This is a genomic window from Streptomyces sp. Mut1 (assembly GCF_030719295.1).
Classification (GTDB): Bacteria; Actinomycetota; Actinomycetes; order Streptomycetales; family Streptomycetaceae; genus Streptomyces; species Streptomyces castrisilvae.
On record NZ_CP120997.1, the window covers coordinates 7,217,444 to 7,236,980 of the forward strand.

Sequence of the window (19,537 nt, forward strand, 5' to 3'; positions counted from 1 at the left end):
GTCTCACCCGCCCGGGGCACAGGGCCCCGCCGCCGGGCGGGCGAACCCGGCGGTCATCGGGGAACGTGGAAGCCATGACCTCTTCGCAGACCCCGGACCCCGATCCTGAACCCCGCAGGACCCCAGGCCTGGAACCCGGCAGGGGTGTCCCGCCGGGCGAGACCCCGCCCCCCGAGAGCGGCATGTCGGAGACGGGGCCCCAGGACACCGTCTACAACCCGCCCAAGGGCTGGGCGAAGGCCCCGATGGCGCTGATCATCGGCCTGACGCTGGTCATCGCGGCGTTCTTCCTGGTCTACGCGATCATCCTGCTGCTCTGAGGAGCGGGGGAGCGGCGACCCGAACAGCCGAACCGGACAGGACCGACGGGCCGACGACGGTTCGGCGGGCCCGCGACGGCCGTCCGCCGCACGGACCGCTCCATCCGGCCGTGCAGGCAAACCTCGCATAGCTTGGTGAAACGGAGCATTCGTACACGGTTCGAAGGAGTCGACGCACGTGACGGACGTATCGAGCAGGGGCCCCGCCCCCGGCGACGAACGCGGGACGCTCACCAACCGGCAGGGCCACCCCGTCTACGACAACCAGAACCAGCGCACCGTCGGCGCCCGGGGCCCGGCCACGCTGGAGAACTACCAGTTCCTGGAGAAGATCAGCCACTTCGACCGGGAGCGCATCCCCGAGCGCGTCGTCCACGCCCGGGGCGTCACCGCGTACGGCTACTTCGAGGCGTACGGAGCCTTCGGCGACGAGCCCATCAGCCGCTTCACCCGCGCCAAGCTCTTCCAGGAGCGCGGCAAGCGTACCGACCTCGCCGTGCGCTTCTCGACCGTGATCGGCGGCCGCGACTCGTCCGAGGCGGCCCGCGACCCGCGCGGCTTCGCGGTGAAGTTCTACACCGAGGACGGCAACTGGGACCTCGTCGGCAACAACCTGGGGATCTTCTTCATCCGGGACGCCATCAAGTTCCCCGACGTCATTCACGCGCTCAAGCCGGACCCCGTCACGTTCGAGCAGCAGCCGAGGCGCATCTTCGACTTCATGTCGCAGACGCCCGAGTGCATGCACATGCTGGTCAACCTGTTCAGCCCGCGCGGTATCCCGGCGGACTACCGCCACATGCAGGGCTTCGGCGTCAACACCTACAAGTGGGTCAACGCCGAGGGCGAGTCCTTCCTGGTCAAGTACCACTGGATGCCCAAGGCCGGCGTTCGCAGCATGACCGAACAGGACGCGGCGAACGTCCAGGCGGACGGTCTCGGCCACGCGACCAAGGACCTGTACGAGTCGATCGCGCGCGGCGAACACCCCGAGTGGGAGCTGCTCGTCCAGCTGATGGACGACCACGACCACCCCGAGCTGGACTTCGACCCGCTCGACGACACCAAGACCTGGCCCGAGCAGCAGTTCCCGCCCAGGACGGTCGGCCGGATGGTGCTCGACCGGATGCCGGAGAACTACTTCGCGGAGAACGACCAGATCTCCTTCGGCACCGGCGTGCTGGTGGACGGGCTCGACTTCTCCGACGACAAGATGCTGGTGGGCCGCACCTTCTCCTACAGCGACACCCAGCGCTACCGCGTCGGCCCCAACTATCTGCAACTGCCGGTCAACCGGGCCAAGCACGCGGAGGTGCGCACCAACCAGCGCGACGGCCTGATGGCCTATCACGTCGACGGCGGCGGCGAGAACCCCATCGTCAACTACGAGCCGTCGATCACCGGCGGCCTGCGGGAGGCGCGGTACCCCACGCACGACGACGTGGGGCCGGAGATCCGAGGCAGGCTCACACGCAAGCGCATCCCGCGCGCCAACGACTACGTCCAGGCGGGCCAGCGCTACCTGCTGATGGAGCAGTGGGAGCGGGACGACCTCGTCCACAACTTCATCGACCTGCTCTCCCAGTGCGACCGGCAGGTCCAGGAGCGTATGGTCTGGCACTTCCTGCTCGTGGAGAACGAGCTGGGCCTCAAGGTCGGCGAAGGCCTCGGCATCGGCGCGGGGGACGTCAAGGGCCTGGAGCCGCTGGCCGGCCAGGACCTGACCGACGAGGACCGGCAGCGGCTCGCCCGCCTGGGCGACAATCCGCCGCGCGATGTGAGCGGACTGACGATGACCCACTGCGTACCGAACGAGCGGCACGTGGTCACACGCTGACGCACCCGGCCGTCACCCGGTCCCCCCGCGGCTGCCGCGGGGGGACCGATGCCGTTGACGGGGAGGGCGCCGGCCCGGCTGCGGCCGGCCCTACGGCGTGGGTGGTGTCACCGAGGCCAGATAGGTCGCGACCGAGTCTCCGCGATTGCTGTAGCGGTGGGGCAGCGCCGCGTCGAAGGTCAGCGCCTCACCCGCCCGGACGTCGAAAATCTGCTCGGCGACGTGCACCTCGACCGTGCCGGTGATGACGTAGGCGCACTCGACCGCGACGTGGCTCCACTGCTCGTAGTCGGAGGACTGCCCCGGTTCGAGCGTGCCCAGGAGGACTTCGAGCCGGCCGTTGCTGGGTGTCAGACGCTCGTACTGCACCAGGCCCTTCGGCATCAGGAGGCGGGACCGTTCGCTCGGACGGCTGTGGTGGGCCGTGAGCGGGGTCTGTTCGTGGAACAGGGAGGCGGTCGAGGAGCCGAATGCGGCGCTCAGGGCCCGGAGCGTCTTGAGGCTCGGCTCGCGGACCCCCCGCTCGACCTGGCTGAGCAGGGTCGCGGACAGGCCGGTCTGTGCCGCCAGGTCGCGCAGGCTGAGTCCCGCTTCCGTCCGGAGGGTGCGTAGCTGATCTCCCATCACAGCCTCAGCTTAACGGAACAGTGCACACTCTTGTGTACTTTTCTGCACGCCCCGAAGTGGGCTGGTGGCGCATATGCCCGACTGTGTTCTGTATTGCACCTTCCGGGGACCCTTGACAACCGCAGCGCTGTGCACTCTTGTGTACATACGTAAATAAGTACACAGCTGAGTTCTTCTCAGTGCTGCGGAGATGAGGTTCACCGCCATGACCGCCGACAAGGATCTGGTCTTCCGCGGAGGAAGGACGCTGGCGTTCCTGCCGGTCGTCGTGTTTCTCGCGTTCTGCATCGTCTTCTTCGTCGTGTTCAAGACGTTCGACATGACCGCGCTGGCCGCCGGAGGCGTCGTGGCGCTGCTGGTCGGCGCCGTGTGCGCCAAGCCGTACACGGCGTACTGGTCCGCCGTGACACGGGGGATCGGCTCACCCACGGCGGTGACGATCGTGATGATCCTGTTCTGCGTGGGGCTGATGTCCGCGCTGATCAAGGAGACCAACGTGTCGGGCGGGTTCGTCTGGCTCGCCGGGTTCCTCGGCGTCAGCGGAGGCACCTTCACCCTCTTCGCGTTCGCCGCGGTCTGCGTCATCTCGATGGCGACGGCGTCGTCCATCGGGACCATGTTCACCGCGTTCCCGATCTTCTACCCCGCCGGGGTGCTCCTCGGGGCCTCGCCGGCCTTCCTCGCCGCCGCGATCATCTCCGGCGCGATCTTCGGGGACAACGTGGCCCCCATCTCCGACACGACCGTCATCTCCTCCTCGACGCAGACGTTCCGCCGGAAGACCGGTACCGCCGACATCGCCGGAGTCGTGCGCAGCCGCGCCCGCTTCGCCTTCACCACGGCGGGCCTGGCGGCCGCGGGATTCCTCCTCCTGGGGGCATCCGGCCACTCCAGCGACTCAGGCCACTCCCAGCGCCTGCTGGAACAGGCAGCGGACCCGCAAGCCCTCGTGATGCTCATCCCGGTCGCCCTCATGCTCACCGTGGCACTGCTCACCCGCGACATCTTCAAGGCGGTCACGGTCGGGCTGGGAACCGGCATCGTCACCGGCCTCGCCTCGGGTCTGCTGACCATGCAGGGGATCGTCGGCGTCTCGGACGGGGCGCCCACCGGCTTCCTGGTCTCCGGCGTCGCCGACATGCTCAGCGTGATCGCGCTGGTGGTGAGCGTGTTCGGCATCATGGGCGTACTCACCGCCGCGGGCGTCCTGGACCGGCTGGTGAGCGCCCTCACCGACGGGCCGCTCTCGCGCACCCCGCGCGGCGCGGAGTTCGCCATCGGCATCGGCATATCGGCCACCACCCTGCTGTTCGGCGGTGTGAACTCGGCCGCCCTGCTCACCTTCGGCCCGGTCGCCGACGAGATCGGCTCACGCGTCGGCCTCCACCCGTACCGCCGCGCGGTCGTCATGGACTGCTTCGCGATGGGCATCGCCTCGATCGTCCCCGTGCTCAGCGCCTACCTCTTCATCGGCGCACAGCTGACGTCGGGGATCAAGGGCGTGCCCGCCCTGTCCACGACGGAGATCTTCACCGCGATGCTCTACCCGCTCGTCCTCACCGTCGTCATGGTCGCCTCCGCCGCGACCGGCTGGGGCCGCCGCTTCGAGGGCGTGGACGGCGCCGAGCTGAAGCGCCCCGAACGCGCGCCGGCCCCGGTCTGAACAGCCGCCCCCACCGACGACCACCGCAGAAACGATTCCGAACCCTCTGGAGCACCCATGGACCGCACGACCGTCGACTGGCGCGGCTACATCCCGGCCATCACGACCCCCTTCACCCGCGAGGGCGCGCTCGACACCGACGCCCTGCACGTCCAGATGTCCTGGCTCGTCGACGAGGGCATCCACGGCGCGATCCTGGCCGGCACCAGCGGGGAGTGGTTCTCCATGTCCCCGGAGGAACGCGCGCGGCTGTTCGCGGCCGGCGCCGAGCACCGCGGCGACGCGTTCCCCGTCCTCGGTGCCTGCAACGCTTTCACCCCGGGCGAGGCGATCGTCCACGCCCGCGCCGCGGAGGCCGCCGGGCTCGACGGCATCCTCCTCACGCCGCCGCCCTACATCGTGCCCAACCGCAAGGAGATCGTCGCGTTCTACCGGGCGGTGAGCGACGCCACGGACATCCCGATGACCGTCTACAACTGGCCGCGCGGCTGCGTCGTGGACATGGACGTCGATCTGCTCACGGAGCTCGCGCGGATCGAGAACGTCGTCGCGATCAAGAACTCGACGGGCGACTTCGCGGGTTTCCTCACCGCGATGTACGCGCTGGAGAACCAGGTCCGCTACTTCGGCCTGCCCACCGACGCCATGGGCGCCGACCTCGCGATGCTCGGCCACGGCGACGGCCTGATGGGGACCGGGGGCATCCTCGGCCGCGACCAGGCCGGGTTCTGGAACGCCGTCGACGCGGGGGACCGGGAGGCGGCGATCCGGCTGGGAGGGAAGGACCGCGTGTACATGGACGCGTGGTTCCGCCCCGACTACGGCGTCCGCTTCGGCAACCAGCAGGCGATCATCAAGACCGCGCTCCGGCTGCGCGGCATACCCGCGGGGTTCGTACGGGCGCCGCTCCTTGAGCTCACGCCGCAGGAGGTCGCCCGCGTCGAGGCGACCCTGCACGAGCTCGGCATCGAGACGGGCCCCCTCTGCGATGGCTGAGCACTACGACACCGTGGTCGTCGGCGGCGGCCTGCTCGGCTGCCTCACCGCGTGGATGTCCGCCCGTGACGGGGCGCGGGTGCTGCTCGTCGACAAGGACCAGGTCAACCAGCACGCGTCGGGCCAGAACGCGGGCAGCCTGCACTTCCAGCTCGAATACCGGATGGTCGAGGCGGGAGCGGAGGCCGCCCGCGTCGCGGCGGAGGCCATGCCGCTGCACCTGGACGCCGCCAACATGTGGGCGTGCATGGAGGAGGAGATCAAGGAGCCCCTCGGTGTGCGGCAGACGGGCGGGCTGATGGTCGCCGAGAACGCCGACCAGGTCGGAGTGCTCGAATTCAAGGCGGAGCTGGAACGTTCCTGGGGCCTCGACGTGCGCACGCTCGACCGGACCGAGCTGGACGCCGTCGCCCCGTACCTCTCGCCCGGCATCGTCGCGGCCAACTTCAGCCCCCTGGAGGGAAAGGCGGACGCCCGCACCGCCGCCCCCGCCGTCGGCCGGGCCGCCATCGCGGCCGGGGCGACCGTACGCACCCGCTCCCGCCTGGTCGGCGCACACCGCGCGACGAAGGGGTGGGACCTCACCCTGCGGCAGACGGACCGTGCGGGAACCGAACGGACCCACACCGTCCGCACGGCCGCCGTGGTGATAGCCGCCGGCATCTGGACCACCGCGATCGGGCGGCTCTTCGACGCCGTGCTGCCCACCGTCCCGCTCGCCCTGATGATGACGGTCACCTCGAAGGTCCCCCGGTTCATCCCGCACCTCGTCCAGCACGCGGGCGCGCGGCTGTCGCTCAAACAGTCGCTCGACAACACGGTCCTGATCGGCGGCGGCTGGCCGGCCCGGCTGATGAGCGACGCGCACGGCGCCCCGGACCTCGACATCAAGCCCCGGCTCGTCCCCGCCTCGCTCGCCGGCAACGCCCGTGCCGCGGTCGCCACCGTCCCCGCGCTCGCACGGGTCCCCGCCGTGCGCAGCTGGGCAGGCGCGACCACGGTGGCACCCGACCAGCTCCCCCTCGTCGGCCCGGTCGGGGGAGCCCCGGGCGTGTTCGTCGCCACCGGCGGATCGGCGTTCACCCTCGGGCCGAGCTTCGCGCGGGTCCTCGCCGGCCTCCTCGCCGGAGCCTCCCCGGACATCGACCTGACCCCGTACGACCCCGCCCGCTTCGCGTGAAGGAGCCCTCCATGACCCAGGACAACACCTGGCGCCGCACCGTGAACGAACGCGCGGCCGCCGTCACCATCACCGTGGACGGCCGGCCGCTGCGCGCCCGCGCCGGCGAGACGGTGGCGACGGCGATGCTGGCCCACGGAGCCGCGTTCGACCGTGACCGCACGGGGGCCCGCCGGGCACCGCTGTGCAACATGGGGACGTGCTTCGAGTGCGCCGCCACCGTCGACGGCCGGCCGCTGACCCGCACCTGCCTCGTTCCGGCACGCGAGGACATGGCCGTGCAGACACAGGGCAGGCTGTGATGTTCGACCTCGCGATCATCGGCGCCGGTCCCGCCGGCATGGCGGCGGCGCTCACCGCCGCGGACCACGGGCTGAGGGTCGTCGTCATCGACGAGCAGGGGCGCGCGGGCGGACAGATCTTCCGCCGGCCCCCCGAGACCTTCACCGGCAGCGAGTTCCGGCCCACCGCCGGCTACGAGTGGGCCACCGCCCTCATCCGGCGCTTCGAAGCCGACACCCGGGTGGTCGGACGGTTCGGCTGGTCGGCGATCGGCATCCTGCACGAGGACGCCGAACCGGACACCCTGTGCGTGGCCGTCAACCACCCGACCCGCGGCACCGGCATGATCACCGCGCGCCGGCTGCTGATCGCCACGGGCGCCTACGACCTGCCCGTCGCCTTCCCGGGGTGGACCCTGCCCGGCGTCATGGCCGCGGGCGGCGTCCAGACCCTCGTCAAGGCCCAGAAGGTCGCGCCCGCCGGCGAGGTGGTGCTGGCCGGTGCCCACCCCCTCCTGCTGCTCGTGGCCGACCTGCTCGTCGGCAACGGGGTGCCGGTTCGCGAGGTCGCGTTCGCACAGAGCATTCCGGCCCCGGCCGAGATGCTGCGTGCCCTGAACGCCGTCCCCGGGCACCTGAGGATGCTCGCCGAGACGGGCACCGTCCTGACCCGGCTCCTGCGCCGTGGCGTACGCGTCTCACCCCGTACGGTCGTGACCGCCGCGCACGGCACGGAACACGTCTCGCGGGTCACGCTCACCCGCGTCGACCGGCGGTGGCAGGCGAAGGGCGCCCCCCGCGACGTCGCCGCATCGCACCTCGTCGTCGGATACGGCTTCGTCGCCTCCACCGAACTCGCTCGCCAGGCGGGATGCGAACTCACCTTCGACTCACCAAGGGGCGGCTGGGTGGTCGCCCACGACGAACGGCTGCGGACATCCGTCCCCGGGGTGTCCGTCGCCGGAGAACCCGCGGGAGTCGCCGGAGCCGACGCGTCCCGCGCCGAGGGCGCGCTTGCGGCCCTCGCGCTCGCCGCCGACCTCGGACGCCCCGTTCCGGCCGCCGCGTTCACCGAAGCCGAGCGTGCGGTGGCCCGTGCCGCACGGTTCTCCACCGTGGTGCAGCGCGTCTTCGAGCCCGACCGCGAAGCCCTGGGGCGACTCGCGACCCAGGAAACAACTATTTGCAGGTGTGAAATGGTCAGCCGCGGAAACGTGGACGACTTCCTGGCCTCGGCGCCGTTCGTCACCGATGTCAACGCCGTCAAACTCTCCTGCCGCACCGGCATGGGGCCCTGCCAGGGCCGCTACTGCGAGAACACCGTCGCCGGCGTGCTCGCGGCGGCCCGCGACCAGCCCATCGGTCTCGGCGGCCGCTTCTCCGCCCATCTGCCGGTCAAACCCGTACCCGTCGGCGATCTCGGCGCGCTCGATACCCCGCTCCCAGAGCCCGGCGCAACCCCGCGTGACATCAATTAATTAACGCAGTCGGGCCCCTGGACCGTGAAGTTGTTCACTGTTTAGATGCGGCGTGCTGTTCGGAACTTGGCTACATCAATCATTTTCACGCACGAACCGTGGAGGTTTCATGAGACCAGGACGTGGGGGCCGCACCGCACTGTGCCTTGCCGCGGCAGCGCTGCCCCTGACACTCGCGCTGCCGGCGACGGCCTTCGGCCAGAGCCGGCCCGCACCGGCGGCCGGCGCCCGCCCGGCCGGGACCGCGCAGGCCGACCCGTGGCACATGGCCACGGACGCCCCCGACGACGCGTACGACGCTCATCCGTACGTGGGCAACGGCTACTTCTCGCAACGCGTACCGGCCAAGGGGATGGGCTACTACTCCAGCGGCGGCCCCACCGGCTCCCCCCTGTACACACCCCGCTACGACGGGGCCCAGGTCGCCGGGGTGTTCGCGAAGCAAGGGGCGAACGAGTTCGCCGCGGCGCTGCCGACCTGGTCGACCCTGGACTTCGCCACCGACGGCGAGGGCGAGGACAGTTACGCGGCGGCGCCGAACAGCACGCTGACGTCCTACCGGCAGGAACTGGACGTGCGGCGGGGACTGGTCACCACCAGGACGTCCTGGCGCTCCGCCTCGGGACGCACGACCGACCTCACCTACGAGGTGCTCGCCGACCGCGAACGCGCACACGTCGGCGCGGTCCGGCTGACCATCACCCCGCGCTGGTCCGGCACCGCCTCCGTCACGGACCTGCTGGACGGCGCCGGCGCGCGAAGGCTGAAGCAGACCGGCACCGGCTTCGACGCGCGTTCCTCGACCTCCCAGGTGTCCTTCGTGACCGAGGGCAACGACATCGCGGGCACCGTGGCGTCGACCCTGACGCACTCCGGAGGAGTGAGGCCGGCATCGGCCACAGCGGCCGGCGAGGACGATCTCACCGCCGGGCAGCGCGTCGCCTTCCCCGTGAAGGCGGGGGAGGCGTACGAGTTCACCAAGTTCGTCGGAGTGGACACCGGGCAGACGAGCGACGCTCCCCGGCAGGACGCCCTGAAGGCGGCCGCCGCGGCGGCCGGTGACGGCTGGCACAAGGTCCTCGCCGAGCACACCAGGGCCTGGGCGAAGCTGTGGGACGCGGGCGTCACCGTACCCGGCCAGGACCGTACCCAGGGCTGGATCAACGGCAGCTACTACTCGCTCCTCTCCAGCGTCCGCGAGGGCCAGTCCTGGTCGCTGGCGCCGACCGGGCTGACCAGCGACACCTACGCCGGGCAGGTCTACTGGGACGCCGACACCTGGATGTTCCCCGCCCTGCTCGCCACCCACCCCGAACTCGCCAGACCGATCGTGGACTACCGCTACCGCACCCTGGAACAGGCGAAGCGGAACGCGGCCGGCGGCGGCTTCGAGGGCGCCCTGTACCCGTGGACCTCGGCACTGACCGGTGACTGCACCGGAATCGGCCCCTGCTACGGGACCCAGGCCCATCTGCAGAGCGACATCGCGCTGTCCCAGTGGCAGTACTTCCAGGCGACCGGCGACAAGAAGTGGCTGCGGTCCACCGGCTGGCCCGTCATCAAGTCCCTCGCACAGTTCTGGACGTCCCGGGTCACGGCGAACGACGACGGCAACTACAGCGTGCGCAACGTGGCGGGCTCCGACGAGTACTCGCACGGTGACGACAACGTGTCCACCAACGCGGGCGCGGCAACGACCCTGAAGATCGCGACCGAGGCGGCCGCGGTCGTCGGCTCCGACGCCCCCGCCCAGTGGTCCACGATCGCCGGCAAGCTGAGAATCCCGCTCGACAGCGCGACGGACACCCACCCCGAGTACGAGGGCTACACCGGGCAGAAGGTCAAGCAGGCGGACACGGTACTGATGCAGTACCCGTACAACTGGCCGATGTCCAAGGACATCGCGCGCAACGACCTGAACTACTTCGCGGCCCGCACCGACCCCGAGGGCCCGGCCATGACGGACTCCGTGCACATGATCGCCGCCGCCGGAATCGGCGATCCGGGCTGCGTGGACTACACCTACCTCCTCCGGTCGGTGCAGCCGTTCATCCGTGAGCCGTACGCCCAGTTCTCCGAGTCGCGCGGCGAGAAGGCGGGCGACAACGCGGGAGCCCCCGCCTTCACCTTCCTCACCGGTGCCGGCGGCTTCCTCCAGACCTTCCCCTACGGACTGGCGGGCCTGCGCTGGGGAACCGACAGCCTCCACCTCGCCCCCACACTGCCCCCGCAGCTCTCCCGCGGCGTCCGGATCAGCGAAGTGAAGTGGCAGGGGCGGGGGATCTCGATCGCCATCGGCCCGAAGACCACCACGGTGACCCTGCTCAGCGGCCCCTCCGCGACCCTCGGCACGCCGGACGGACAGGTGCGCCTGACCCGCCGTGCGCCCGTACGGCTTGCCACCGCACGCCCGGACCTCGACCCGACAGGAAACATCGCGCGCTGCACGTCCGCGACGTCCGACTCCGCCGAGAGCGGCTACTACCCGGCCGCCGCCGTGGACGGCAACAGCAGCACGGCCTGGGCGGCGGAGAAGGCGCAGGCGGACCTCACCGTCGACCTGGGCAGCGCCCAGCGGATGGCCGGCGCCTCCGTGTCGCGGGCCGGCAAGGGCGTCTTCGGATACGAGGTGCAGACCTCGTCCGACGGGAGGACCTGGACGACCAGGCACACGGCAGCACCCCGCGCCGGCGCCGACCGCGTCCGCTTCGCCGAGGTGAACGCCCGGTTCGCGCGCCTGCACTTCACCGGCGCCGACGGGACCGACATCCCGCGCATCGCCGAGTTCGCCGTCGGCGGCGGGCGCTACGCCGCCACCGTCGGGGCGACACCCGCGCAGGACACCACCGAGGCAGGCAGGACCACCACCGTGGTCACCACTTACACCAACCTCAGCAGGACGACGGCGCGCCATGTGAAGCTCGCACTGGACGTGCCGGCCAGCTGGCAGCCCACCGCTCAGGGCACCGACACCTTCGAGAAGGTCGCCCCCGGGGCATCCGCCGAGGTCGAGTGGCAGATCGTCGCACCGGCCGACGCCGCCCCGGGCGAATCGGCGCTCGCCGCCACGGCGGTCCGCGAGCAGGGCGGCCACACGGCTACCGACCGCGCCACCGCCACGCTCACCATCATTGACCCCTGCGAACCGGGCGAGACCTGCGAGGCAGAAAAGGCCGCACTTGTCGGCTCGGCCGGCGTCAACACCAACCACAAGGGGTACACAGGCGCGGGATTCGTCGACGGCCTGCTCAGCACCGGAGCAGGGTTCACCACACAGTTCGACGCCCCCACCGCGGGCAGCTACACCCTCACCATCCGTTACGCCAACTCCCTCGGCGGAGCGGACGCACCGTACGAGGAGAAGACCCGCACCATGACGCTCGCCGTACCGGGCGCCCCACCGGCCACGGTGTCCTTCCCCGTCACAGCGGACTGGGACACCTGGAGCACGGCCGAGGTGACCGTGAACCTGCCGAAGGGACTGTCATCGGTCGGACTGATCTGCGCCGGGCAGGACGACGGCGCGGTCAACATCGACGCGTGGTCGCTGAAAAAGGCATAGCCGCCCCCTGAACCGCGTGCTCCGGCCCGGCCTCCGGCCCGGAGCACGAGCTTACGTGGAGTGGGACTCCCCTGTTCGAGCGAAGCCGAGAACGTGGGGAAGCACCTGCCGCCGCGCGGCCGCCCTGCGGTCCACGACGGCAATGGCCCGAAGGCCCTACCGGTCGGCGGCGCCCGGTCGGCGGTGCGGCGGCTGTTCGGGCGTGGGCCGGCGCTTCGGCGCGGAGATGGCGAGAGTGACGGGCCCCTCCCCGTTCACATGCGCCTTCGTGCCGTGGTGGTGGATCGTCAGCGGAGCACCGACCAGCAGCGAGTACGTCGCGCTGTCGGGGCCGACCTCCACCTGCAGGCACCGGCCGCGGAACTGGAGCCGGAAGGCGAGGCGGCTGAACTTCTCGGGCAGGCGGGGCGTGAAGCGCAGGCTGTCGCCGTCCCGGCGGGTACCGCCGAATCCGGCGACCAGCGCCATCCACGTACCGGCCAGGGAGGCGATGTGCAGTCCGTCGCGGGTGTTGTGCTCCAGGTCGGCCAAGTCCATCAGGGCGGCCTCGGTGGCGTAGTCGTAGGCCAGCCGCAGATGTCCGGTCCGGGCGGCGACGACGGCCTGGCAGCATGCGGACAGGGAGGAGTCACGTACGGTCAGCGGCTCGTAGTAGGCGAAATTCGCGGCCATCTGGTCGTCGTCGCAGTGGGCTTCGAACCAGCTGTCGCAGGTGTACATGGCCAGCACGAGGTCGGATTGCTTGACCACCTGCTTGCGATAGATGTCGAAGTAGGGGAAGTGCAGCATCAGCGGGTACTGGTCGGCGTCCGTGCCCGCGAAGTCCCAGCGCTGGTGGCTGGTGAAGCCGGCGTGCTGTTCGTGTACGCCGATCTCCTCGTTGTAGGGGATGTGCATGGCTTCGGCGGCGTCCCTCCAGGCGGCCATCTCCTCCTCGTCCACGCTCAGCCGCGCCCCCTCGTCCGGGTGGCGTTCGCAGACATCGGCCGCGGCGAGCAGGTTGGAGCGAGCCATGAGGTTGGTGTACGTGTTGTCGTCGACGACGGCGCTGTACTCGTCCGGCCCCGTGATGCCGTCGATGTGGAACACACCCCGGTGGTCGTGATGGCCCAGCGAGCGCCACAGCCGGGCCGTCTCCACCAGGAGTTCCAGGGCGGTCTCCCGTTCGAAGTCGGTGTCGCCGGTCACCGCCGTGTAGCGCACCGCGGCGTGCGCGATGTCGGCGGCCACATGGAAGGCGGCGGTGCCGGCCGGCCAGTACGCGGACCCCTCCGAACCGTCGATGGTCCGCCACGGGAACGCGGCCCCGCGCAGCCCGAGCTGGGTGGCGCGGTCCCGGGCGGCCGGCAGAGTGGCCTGCCGCCAGCGCAGTGCCTCGGCGACCGCCTTGGGCTCGGTGTAGGTGAGAAGGGGCAGCACGAACATCTCGGTGTCCCAGAAGGCATGACCGTCGTATCCCGAACCGGTCAGCCCCTTGGCCGGGATCGCGCGCTGCTCGGCGCGGGCACCGGCCTGCAGCACATGGAACAGGGCGAAGCGGACGGCCTGCTGGATCTCCTCGTCGCCGTGCACCTCGACATCGGCGCGCGCCCAGAAATCATCGAGGTAGGCCCGCTGCTGGGCCACCAGCTCATCCCAGCCGCCATGTGCGGCGGCGGCCAGCGCGGCCTCGACCTGGTCGCTCATCGCGGGCCGCGAGCGGGCCCCCGACCAGCCGTGGGCGACGGTCTTCTGGACCCGAAGCCGCTGTCCCGGGTCCAGGACCGAGGTGATGGTGAAGCGGGCGACGTCCGTGTTGCTCTCGCTGCTGGTGGTGATCTCCCCGGGGGCTTCGACGACATGGTCCGCGGCCACGGCGACCCTGAGGCCGCTGCGCCGGGTGCGGTGGACCAGACGCAGCCGCGACCCGATGGCCTGGTCCTCCTCCGGCTCCAGCGGGGACTGCAACGCCCTGGCCGTCCTCGGGTCGCCGTCGGACGTGGGCAGGCTCTCGTTGGTGACCAGCTCCGATTGGATGACCACCCTGGTCCGGCTGTCGACGGCCTCGACCTCGTACTCCACGGCGGCGATGGCGCGCTGGGTGAGGGAGACGAGGCGTGTGGAACGCACCCGGACGGTCGTACCGGCCGGAGAGGTCCACTCGCAGCTCCGCTCCAGCACCCCGCGCCTGAGGTCCAGGGTGCGCTCGTGCTTGCCGAGCCGCCCGTAACGCAGGTCGAAGGGCTCGTCGTCGACCAGCAGCCGGAGCAGCTTGCCGTTGGTGACGTTGATGACGGTCTGGCCCGACTCGGGGTAGCCGTAGCCCGCCTCGGCATAGGGCAGCGGGTGCAGTTCGTACACACCGTTGAGGTAGCTGCCGGGCAGGCCGTGCGGTTCGCCCTCGTCGAGGTTGCCGCGCCAGCCGACATGCCCGTTGGACAGGGCGAAGACGGACTCGCTCTGCGCCAGGAGGCCGAGGTCGAGCGCCGTCTCGCGTACCCGCCAGGGCTCCACGGTGTACGTCCGGTTGGTGATCACGCGCTGCCTCCGAGTTCGGCGAGGTCCTTGACGACACGGTCGGCGCCATGGGCGTAGAGGGCGTCGGTCTGCCCGACGCGGTCGACGCCCACGACGAAGCCGAAATGCCCGGATCGGCCGGCGTCCATCCCGGCCAGCGCGTCCTCGAAGACGGCGGCGCGGGACGGCTCGAAGCCGAGGTCGCGGGCGGCGGCCAGGAAGGTGTCGGGGTGAGGCTTGCCCGGCAGGTTCCGATCCCTGGCCACCACGCCGTCGATCCGTACGTCGAACAGCCGCTCGGCGTCGATGGCGTGCAGTACGTCGCGGGTGTTGGCGCTGGAGGAGACGATCGCGGTGGCGAGTCCGGCGGCCCGGACCGCGTCGATGTAGCGCAGCGTGCCCTCGTACGGCTCCACGCCGTCGGTGCGGATCTTCTCCAGAAGGAGTCCGTTCTTGCGGTTGCCGACGCCGTTGACACTCCGCGTGTCCGGTGGATCGTCCGGGGTGCCCTCGGGCAACTCGATGCCGCGGGAGGCGAGGAAGGAGCGGACGCCGTCGGCTCGGGGGCGGCCGTCGACGTACTGGTCGTAGTCGGAGTCGGTGAAGGGCCGGAAGTCCTCGCCGTCCCGCTCGCGCAGGAAGGCGTCGAAGGTCGCCTTCCAAGCGGCAGCGTGCACCACCGCCGTCCTGGTGACCACTCCGTCGAGATCGAAGAGACAGGCTTGGATGTCTTCGGGAAGACCGAGCTGTGTCGTCATACCCTCCACAGTTCCCCGCCGGGACGGGTCCGATCGGATGACACGCTGTGGGGTGTGCCGCCGAACTTCGGCGGCCTGCTCGGCGCCGCGTACGTGGGCGGGTCCCCACGCTGGGCACAGGGGAGCGGACGAGGCTTCCTCGCGGTGTCGCGTGATGTGCGTGAGGAAGGTCAGCAAATGGTCAGCATGCGTCCCGGCCGTGTCCCCGCTTGCTGACCCTTGCCCCGCGGCACGGTGCCTGAGCAGTTTCTTGGGCTGGAACGGATGGTGCGTCACATCGCCCGACAGCTCACCCGCGGCATGAGGTCCTTCTTCAAGGACTGCGCCTGCGCGAAGCCGACCCGCTGCCCTCACCCGCACTCGATCCGCTTCCGCGACGCGCTCGGCAAGCAGCGTGAAGAGTCCGGTCACGGAACGCAGGACGATGCGATCGAACGTCTGACGCAGGTGTACGCGGAGAAGAAGACCACGGCCCCGTCGGTGGCTGCGGCTCGGCGGGAGCTGCGCCAGATGTGGAGACGAGCGGCGAGTCTCCACCCGCGACCGTTGCGGCCAGCCTCGCTGCGATCAGTGCCCCGACGACCAGGGCGACCCGACAGTGCTGCTGGCGGAAGCCGTCGCCGTGATCTGCCCGGGTTTCGAGGCGACCGACGGCATGGCCGCACTGGGACGAGCGACGGTCCGCGCGGCCGGGCGGCGTCGGCTGGCCTGGGCGATCGTGAACCAGCCCTCCCTGCTGACCGGCGCGGGCAGCGGCGTCATGGATCAGCGCATCACTCGCTGCCGTCGCCGCTGCTCCATAGATCCCGTCCGTCCTTGGCGATTGCGACGGTGCCGTCGACGCGGAACTCCAGAAGCGCGCCACCCTCGGGACGCATCGTATCGGTGGCCCATACCTGCTTGTCGTCGGCGGTGTAGACGACCAGGTTGCCGTCCTCTTGGAATACCGCCTTGTAGTTCTCGCCGGACGTGCGGGAGGCCCAACGGCTCCGGTCGTCGCCGTAGGCGACCAGGTTGCCGTCCTCCTGCATGACCAGCTTCACATGTGCCGTCTGGAGGAATTCACCGGTCTCCAGCGTCTTGGGGGCCTGGACCGTCTTCGTCTCCGGGAGCCCGGCGACCGTATCGGTGCTGAACAGATCACGGCCGCCCTTGGTGATGGCGACGTCACCGTCGGTGCGCAGTTCGAGAACCGCGCCCTTGGAGGCTCCGGTGTTCGAGGCCCAGACCGCCTTATGGGCGGCGGTGTAGACGACCAGGTTGCCATCCTCCTGGAACACCGCCTCGTAGTTCTTGCCGGACGTCCCAGACGCCCAAGTGGGCTTATCGGCCTTGTCGTAGGAGACCAGGTTGCCGTTCTTTTGCATGACCAGCCGCACATGAGCCGTCTGGAGGGTCTGCCCAGCCTTAAGCACCTCGCGGCCACGCACTGTCATCGACTGCGGCAGCTCTTTACCCCCCGGACCGCCACCGGAGTCGCTGTGATTCCCGGACGCCTCCGGCTCCTTGAGGTCTGCGGCCGAACCGGAGCTCCGGAGAGTGAGGATGGTCGCCGCGACGACCGCGACGACGGCCACCGCCACGACGGCGAGGAACGCTGTGCGGCGGTACCAGGCCGGTCGCCCGCCGGGCGCGGACACGGCCGCGGACGCACCGGCCGGATCCGAGTACGCCTGAGGCGGCAGGAACTGCGTACCGGCGGCGACCGTGGGAGCCGAGTGCACCACCGGGGCCAAGGGCGCGGGTGCAGCGGCATCTGCGTCAGGCGGCAGAAGACCGGCATCGGCGACGGCCGCCGTGTCCTCCCTCGACCGGGACCGCGTTGACGCGGTGATCCGCTGGTAGGCGAGGTGCCGCACGATGTCGATCTCGCTGTCGCACAGCTCCACGATGCGCTGCGGCTCGGGCCGACGGGCCGGGTCCTTTTCGGCGCAGGACCGTATCAGCCGGGCCATTTCCGCGGGGACGCCCGCGAGGTCCATCTCCTCGTGCACGGTGCGGTAGGAGACGGTGGCCGCCGAGCCCCGGCCGTACGGTGCTCGTCCGGTGAGGCAGTAGGCCATGGTGACGCCCAGCGCGAAGACATCGGCGGCCGGTCCGGTCTCGCCCTGGGTGAGGGTCTCCGGTGCGATGAACCCAGGGGTGCCGATGGCGGCACCGGGCAGCGTGATGTTCGCCATGGCCTCGCTGCGGGCGATGCCGAAGTCGATGAGCTGGGGTCCGGTGGCCGACAGAATGACGTTCTGCGGCTTGATGTCACGGTGCAGCACGCCATGTACGTGGATGTCGGCCAGCCCCTCGGCGAGAGCCGCCAGGACGGCGCGCGCGAGGTCGACCGGGAACGGCCCGGAGGCGTCGACCGCGTCGGCCAGCGTCGGTCCGGGCACGTACTCGGTCGCCATCCAGAAGGGCGGGGTGGTGACTTCGGCGTCGATGAGGGCGGCCGTGAACGCGTTGCGGACGGTGCCCAGGGTCTCCACCTCCCGCCGGAACCGGTCCAACGCCTCGGGATTGGTCCGGAGATGGGCATTGACGACCTTCACTGCGGCGGGCCGGCCGCCCGGAGTCCGTCCGAGGTAGACACTTCCCATCCCTCCGGATCCGAGCCGGCCGAGCAACCGATAGCGACCGATGTGTGTCGGATCGGCTTCTTCTAACGGGTACACCTGACACGCCCTCCAGGCAGATCGAACGCAGGGATCCGTACGACACGGATCGCGACAACGAGGCTGGTGCCCAAGACCCCCGCATCGGAGTGCCGGTTCCGGCGCCACCGGTAGTGAGCGCGCAGGCATCGACCGCGACGCACAGCCGACTCTCCTGTTGTCCTGCACCCCTTCGACCCTGCCCCCCTATGGGGAAGCTTGTAGGGACTATGCCCGCCCGGAGCACCGGCCGGGAGGCCGCGCACGGGGCTGCATGCGGACACGGACCGCGGATTGCGTCCACCGGTCCTGCCAACCGGACAGCAGCGCACATTGTGTGCGACGGCAGAAGCGAGGCGACATTCTGTACGCCCCAGTGCTCCAACGAGGGAGCCACAGGCACGTCCACAGCCACAAGATACCGACGGCGGCCAGCATGGGTTGATGTTGTGCTCCACTCGATGCGCAGAACGAAGGATGCAGCACGCCATCTTGGCATACCGCCGACCGTATCCGCGAACGGCGGCGCCTGCAGCGCAGCAACGCCGATGAGAACGGCAGTCCGACTCGCTGCAGCTCGGGGTGGCCCTGGTCGGACCGTTCCCTTGCGGGATTTCTTGCCGTTGTCGGACCGGATGACTGCAGCGGGATCATCTCAGTGGAGGAAACGGTAAATGCCAGGAATGACCCGGAAGTTCGGGACGTACGGCGCTCAAGGTACCAAGGGCTCGGAGGGCGGCCCGCCAACTCGACCGTCTGGCCGACAGCCGACTTCATCGCCACGCCCATTACGCAGCGCCGCGGTCTGATGACGCGCCTGCGTTCGACGACCCCACCCTCATCACCACCACGGATCGCGGGGAGGGAGCGTAATGAGTCGGCGTCACACGCTCTCACAAGCAGCGCAAAGCCGCTGGCGGCAACGGCAGTTGGTTCGTTTGTAAGTTAGACCCGGGTCTCCGCGACCGCTGTTGTGGACCTCTCGCGCGGCCTGGAGCAGATCCTTGGGACCGAGGCAATCCCGCCAGGGCCTCGATCCGGTTGACGACAAGGACACGGTCGTGGGCGGCGTCGCCATGACCATGGCCGCGATGTGTGGGAAGAACTCTCTGGCCACGGCCGATCCGCGTTCCGGCCGGCGAACGAGCAACCGCTGTGGTGCACCTGTTGCAGATCTTCGGACTCGGCACACAGTCGGGCCTGGCGGAAGCCGAGGCGCAGACGATCGAGAAGCTCCTCGACGTTTCACCGGGCAGACGGCAGCGCGTGGAAGGCTCCGAGCCTTGGTTGACTGGTCCGGTGAGCGCCTTCAACGACGCTGCCGACTTTGTCTCCCTGCCGCGAATGGCCGAAGCGCCGGCCAGCGCCACCAATGCCGAATGGCAGGAAGCCCGCTCCCTGGCCGCGGCGTTTTTCCTCCAGCTCCCCGTCTTCCCCCGGGCTCTCGTCGCCCTGACCGGCAAGGGCAACTTCGCCGGCATGGACGGAACCCCCGAGTGGGACAGCGAACCCTTCTTCGCCGTCATTCTGATCGCCTTCGTCAGCCGGTGCTCGACATGCCGCGGCACCAGCTCAACCGCAATCTTGCCGGTCACCGGCGCGAGACGCAGGCCCGCACCCAGAGAATCATCCAGGCCCTCCTGGATGGCGCTCTGGACCCGAGCCCTTGACCGGTAGCCAAGACGGGAACCACG

Annotated in this window: 13 protein-coding genes; 9 read left to right on the plus strand and 4 right to left on the minus strand. The window is 70.1% G+C overall.

Annotation, left to right across the window (positions count from 1 at the left end; all coding sequences use genetic code 11):
• Positions 1 to 74 precede the first annotated feature (74 nt).
• Positions 75 to 320 (plus strand): DUF6480 family protein, encoded by a 246-nt coding sequence (locus P8A18_RS31200; protein WP_306060013.1) that lies wholly within the window; start codon positions 75 to 77, stop codon positions 318 to 320.
• Between the two features lie 178 nt (positions 321 to 498).
• Positions 499 to 2,157, plus strand: coding sequence for a catalase (locus tag P8A18_RS31205; RefSeq protein ID WP_306060015.1), 1,659 nt, complete (start codon positions 499 to 501; stop codon positions 2,155 to 2,157).
• A 90-nt stretch (positions 2,158 to 2,247) separates the two neighbouring features.
• On the opposite strand, the gene P8A18_RS31210 is transcribed toward P8A18_RS31205, so the two are convergent.
• Complete coding sequence (locus P8A18_RS31210) at positions 2,248 to 2,781, minus strand: helix-turn-helix domain-containing protein (RefSeq protein ID WP_306061256.1); 534 nt, start codon at positions 2,779 to 2,781, stop codon at positions 2,248 to 2,250.
• A 208-nt stretch (positions 2,782 to 2,989) separates the two neighbouring features.
• On the opposite strand from P8A18_RS31210, the gene P8A18_RS31215 reads away from it, so the two are divergent.
• From P8A18_RS31215 to P8A18_RS31240, 6 genes are all read left to right on the plus strand, one after another.
• Entirely contained in the window at positions 2,990 to 4,447 is a 1,458-nt protein-coding gene (locus P8A18_RS31215; protein ID WP_306060017.1) for a Na+/H+ antiporter NhaC family protein, read from the plus strand.
• Positions 4,448 to 4,504: 57 nt separating this feature from the next.
• On the plus strand, positions 4,505 to 5,443 hold the full coding sequence (locus tag P8A18_RS31220) for a dihydrodipicolinate synthase family protein (RefSeq protein WP_306060019.1): 939 nt from the start codon (positions 4,505 to 4,507) through the stop codon (positions 5,441 to 5,443).
• Positions 5,436 to 6,623, plus strand: a complete 1,188-nt coding sequence (locus P8A18_RS31225; RefSeq protein ID WP_306060021.1) for an NAD(P)/FAD-dependent oxidoreductase — start codon at positions 5,436 to 5,438, stop codon at positions 6,621 to 6,623. The genes P8A18_RS31220 and P8A18_RS31225 overlap by 8 nt, the downstream gene beginning before the upstream one ends.
• An 11-nt stretch (positions 6,624 to 6,634) precedes the next feature.
• Positions 6,635 to 6,925 (plus strand): (2Fe-2S)-binding protein, encoded by a 291-nt coding sequence (locus P8A18_RS31230; protein WP_306060023.1) that lies wholly within the window; start codon positions 6,635 to 6,637, stop codon positions 6,923 to 6,925.
• Positions 6,925 to 8,382 carry an NAD(P)/FAD-dependent oxidoreductase gene (locus P8A18_RS31235; RefSeq protein ID WP_306061258.1) on the plus strand — a complete coding sequence of 486 codons (1,458 nt, stop codon included), beginning with the start codon at positions 6,925 to 6,927 and terminating at the stop codon, positions 8,380 to 8,382. Before P8A18_RS31230 ends, P8A18_RS31235 begins: the two co-directional genes overlap by 1 nt.
• A 109-nt stretch (positions 8,383 to 8,491) precedes the next feature.
• The gene (locus P8A18_RS31240) at positions 8,492 to 11,944 is read left to right on the plus strand and encodes a discoidin domain-containing protein (RefSeq protein WP_306060025.1); all 3,453 of its coding nucleotides are present in this window, start codon (positions 8,492 to 8,494) and stop codon (positions 11,942 to 11,944) included.
• A 156-nt stretch (positions 11,945 to 12,100) separates the two neighbouring features.
• On the opposite strand, the gene P8A18_RS31245 is transcribed toward P8A18_RS31240, so the two are convergent.
• The 3 genes from P8A18_RS31245 to P8A18_RS31255 form a co-directional block, all read right to left on the minus strand.
• Positions 12,101 to 14,461 carry a glycoside hydrolase family 65 protein gene (locus tag P8A18_RS31245; protein ID WP_306060027.1) on the minus strand — a complete coding sequence of 787 codons (2,361 nt, stop codon included), beginning with the start codon at positions 14,459 to 14,461 and terminating at the stop codon, positions 12,101 to 12,103.
• The gene (locus P8A18_RS31250; protein WP_306060029.1) at positions 14,458 to 15,198 is read right to left on the minus strand and encodes a beta-phosphoglucomutase family hydrolase; all 741 of its coding nucleotides are present in this window, start codon (positions 15,196 to 15,198) and stop codon (positions 14,458 to 14,460) included. Before P8A18_RS31250 ends, P8A18_RS31245 begins: the two co-directional genes overlap by 4 nt.
• A gap of 773 nt (positions 15,199 to 15,971) precedes the next feature.
• The gene (locus P8A18_RS31255; RefSeq protein ID WP_371933805.1) at positions 15,972 to 17,993 is read right to left on the minus strand and encodes a protein kinase domain-containing protein; all 2,022 of its coding nucleotides are present in this window, start codon (positions 17,991 to 17,993) and stop codon (positions 15,972 to 15,974) included.
• 1,005 nt (positions 17,994 to 18,998) lie between these two features.
• Between P8A18_RS31255 and P8A18_RS31260 the strand changes: the two genes are divergently transcribed.
• Positions 18,999 to 19,520: a hypothetical protein gene (locus P8A18_RS31260; RefSeq protein ID WP_306060033.1), complete on the plus strand. Its 522-nt coding sequence runs from the start codon at positions 18,999 to 19,001 to the stop codon at positions 19,518 to 19,520.
• Positions 19,521 to 19,537 lie beyond the last annotated feature (17 nt).

What these genes read in the sequence shown, in the direction of transcription:
- P8A18_RS31200 (WP_306060013.1), top strand. Translation starts at nt 75, where the DNA reads ATGACCTCTTCGCAGACCCCGGACCCCGATCCTGAACCCCGCAGGACC.
- P8A18_RS31210 (WP_306061256.1), bottom strand. Translation starts at nt 2,781, where the DNA reads ATGGGAGATCAGCTACGCACCCTCCGGACGGAAGCGGGACTCAGCCTG.
- P8A18_RS31215 (WP_306060017.1), top strand. Translation starts at nt 2,990, where the DNA reads ATGACCGCCGACAAGGATCTGGTCTTCCGCGGAGGAAGGACGCTGGCG.
- P8A18_RS31220 (WP_306060019.1), top strand. Translation starts at nt 4,505, where the DNA reads ATGGACCGCACGACCGTCGACTGGCGCGGCTACATCCCGGCCATCACG.
- P8A18_RS31225 (WP_306060021.1), top strand. Translation starts at nt 5,436, where the DNA reads ATGGCTGAGCACTACGACACCGTGGTCGTCGGCGGCGGCCTGCTCGGC.
- P8A18_RS31230 (WP_306060023.1), top strand. Translation starts at nt 6,635, where the DNA reads ATGACCCAGGACAACACCTGGCGCCGCACCGTGAACGAACGCGCGGCC.
- P8A18_RS31235 (WP_306061258.1), top strand. Translation starts at nt 6,925, where the DNA reads ATGTTCGACCTCGCGATCATCGGCGCCGGTCCCGCCGGCATGGCGGCG.
- P8A18_RS31240 (WP_306060025.1), top strand. Translation starts at nt 8,492, where the DNA reads ATGAGACCAGGACGTGGGGGCCGCACCGCACTGTGCCTTGCCGCGGCA.
- P8A18_RS31250 (WP_306060029.1), bottom strand. Translation starts at nt 15,198, where the DNA reads ATGACGACACAGCTCGGTCTTCCCGAAGACATCCAAGCCTGTCTCTTC.
- P8A18_RS31255 (WP_371933805.1), bottom strand. Translation starts at nt 17,993, where the DNA reads ATGCCTGCGCGCTCACTACCGGTGGCGCCGGAACCGGCACTCCGATGC.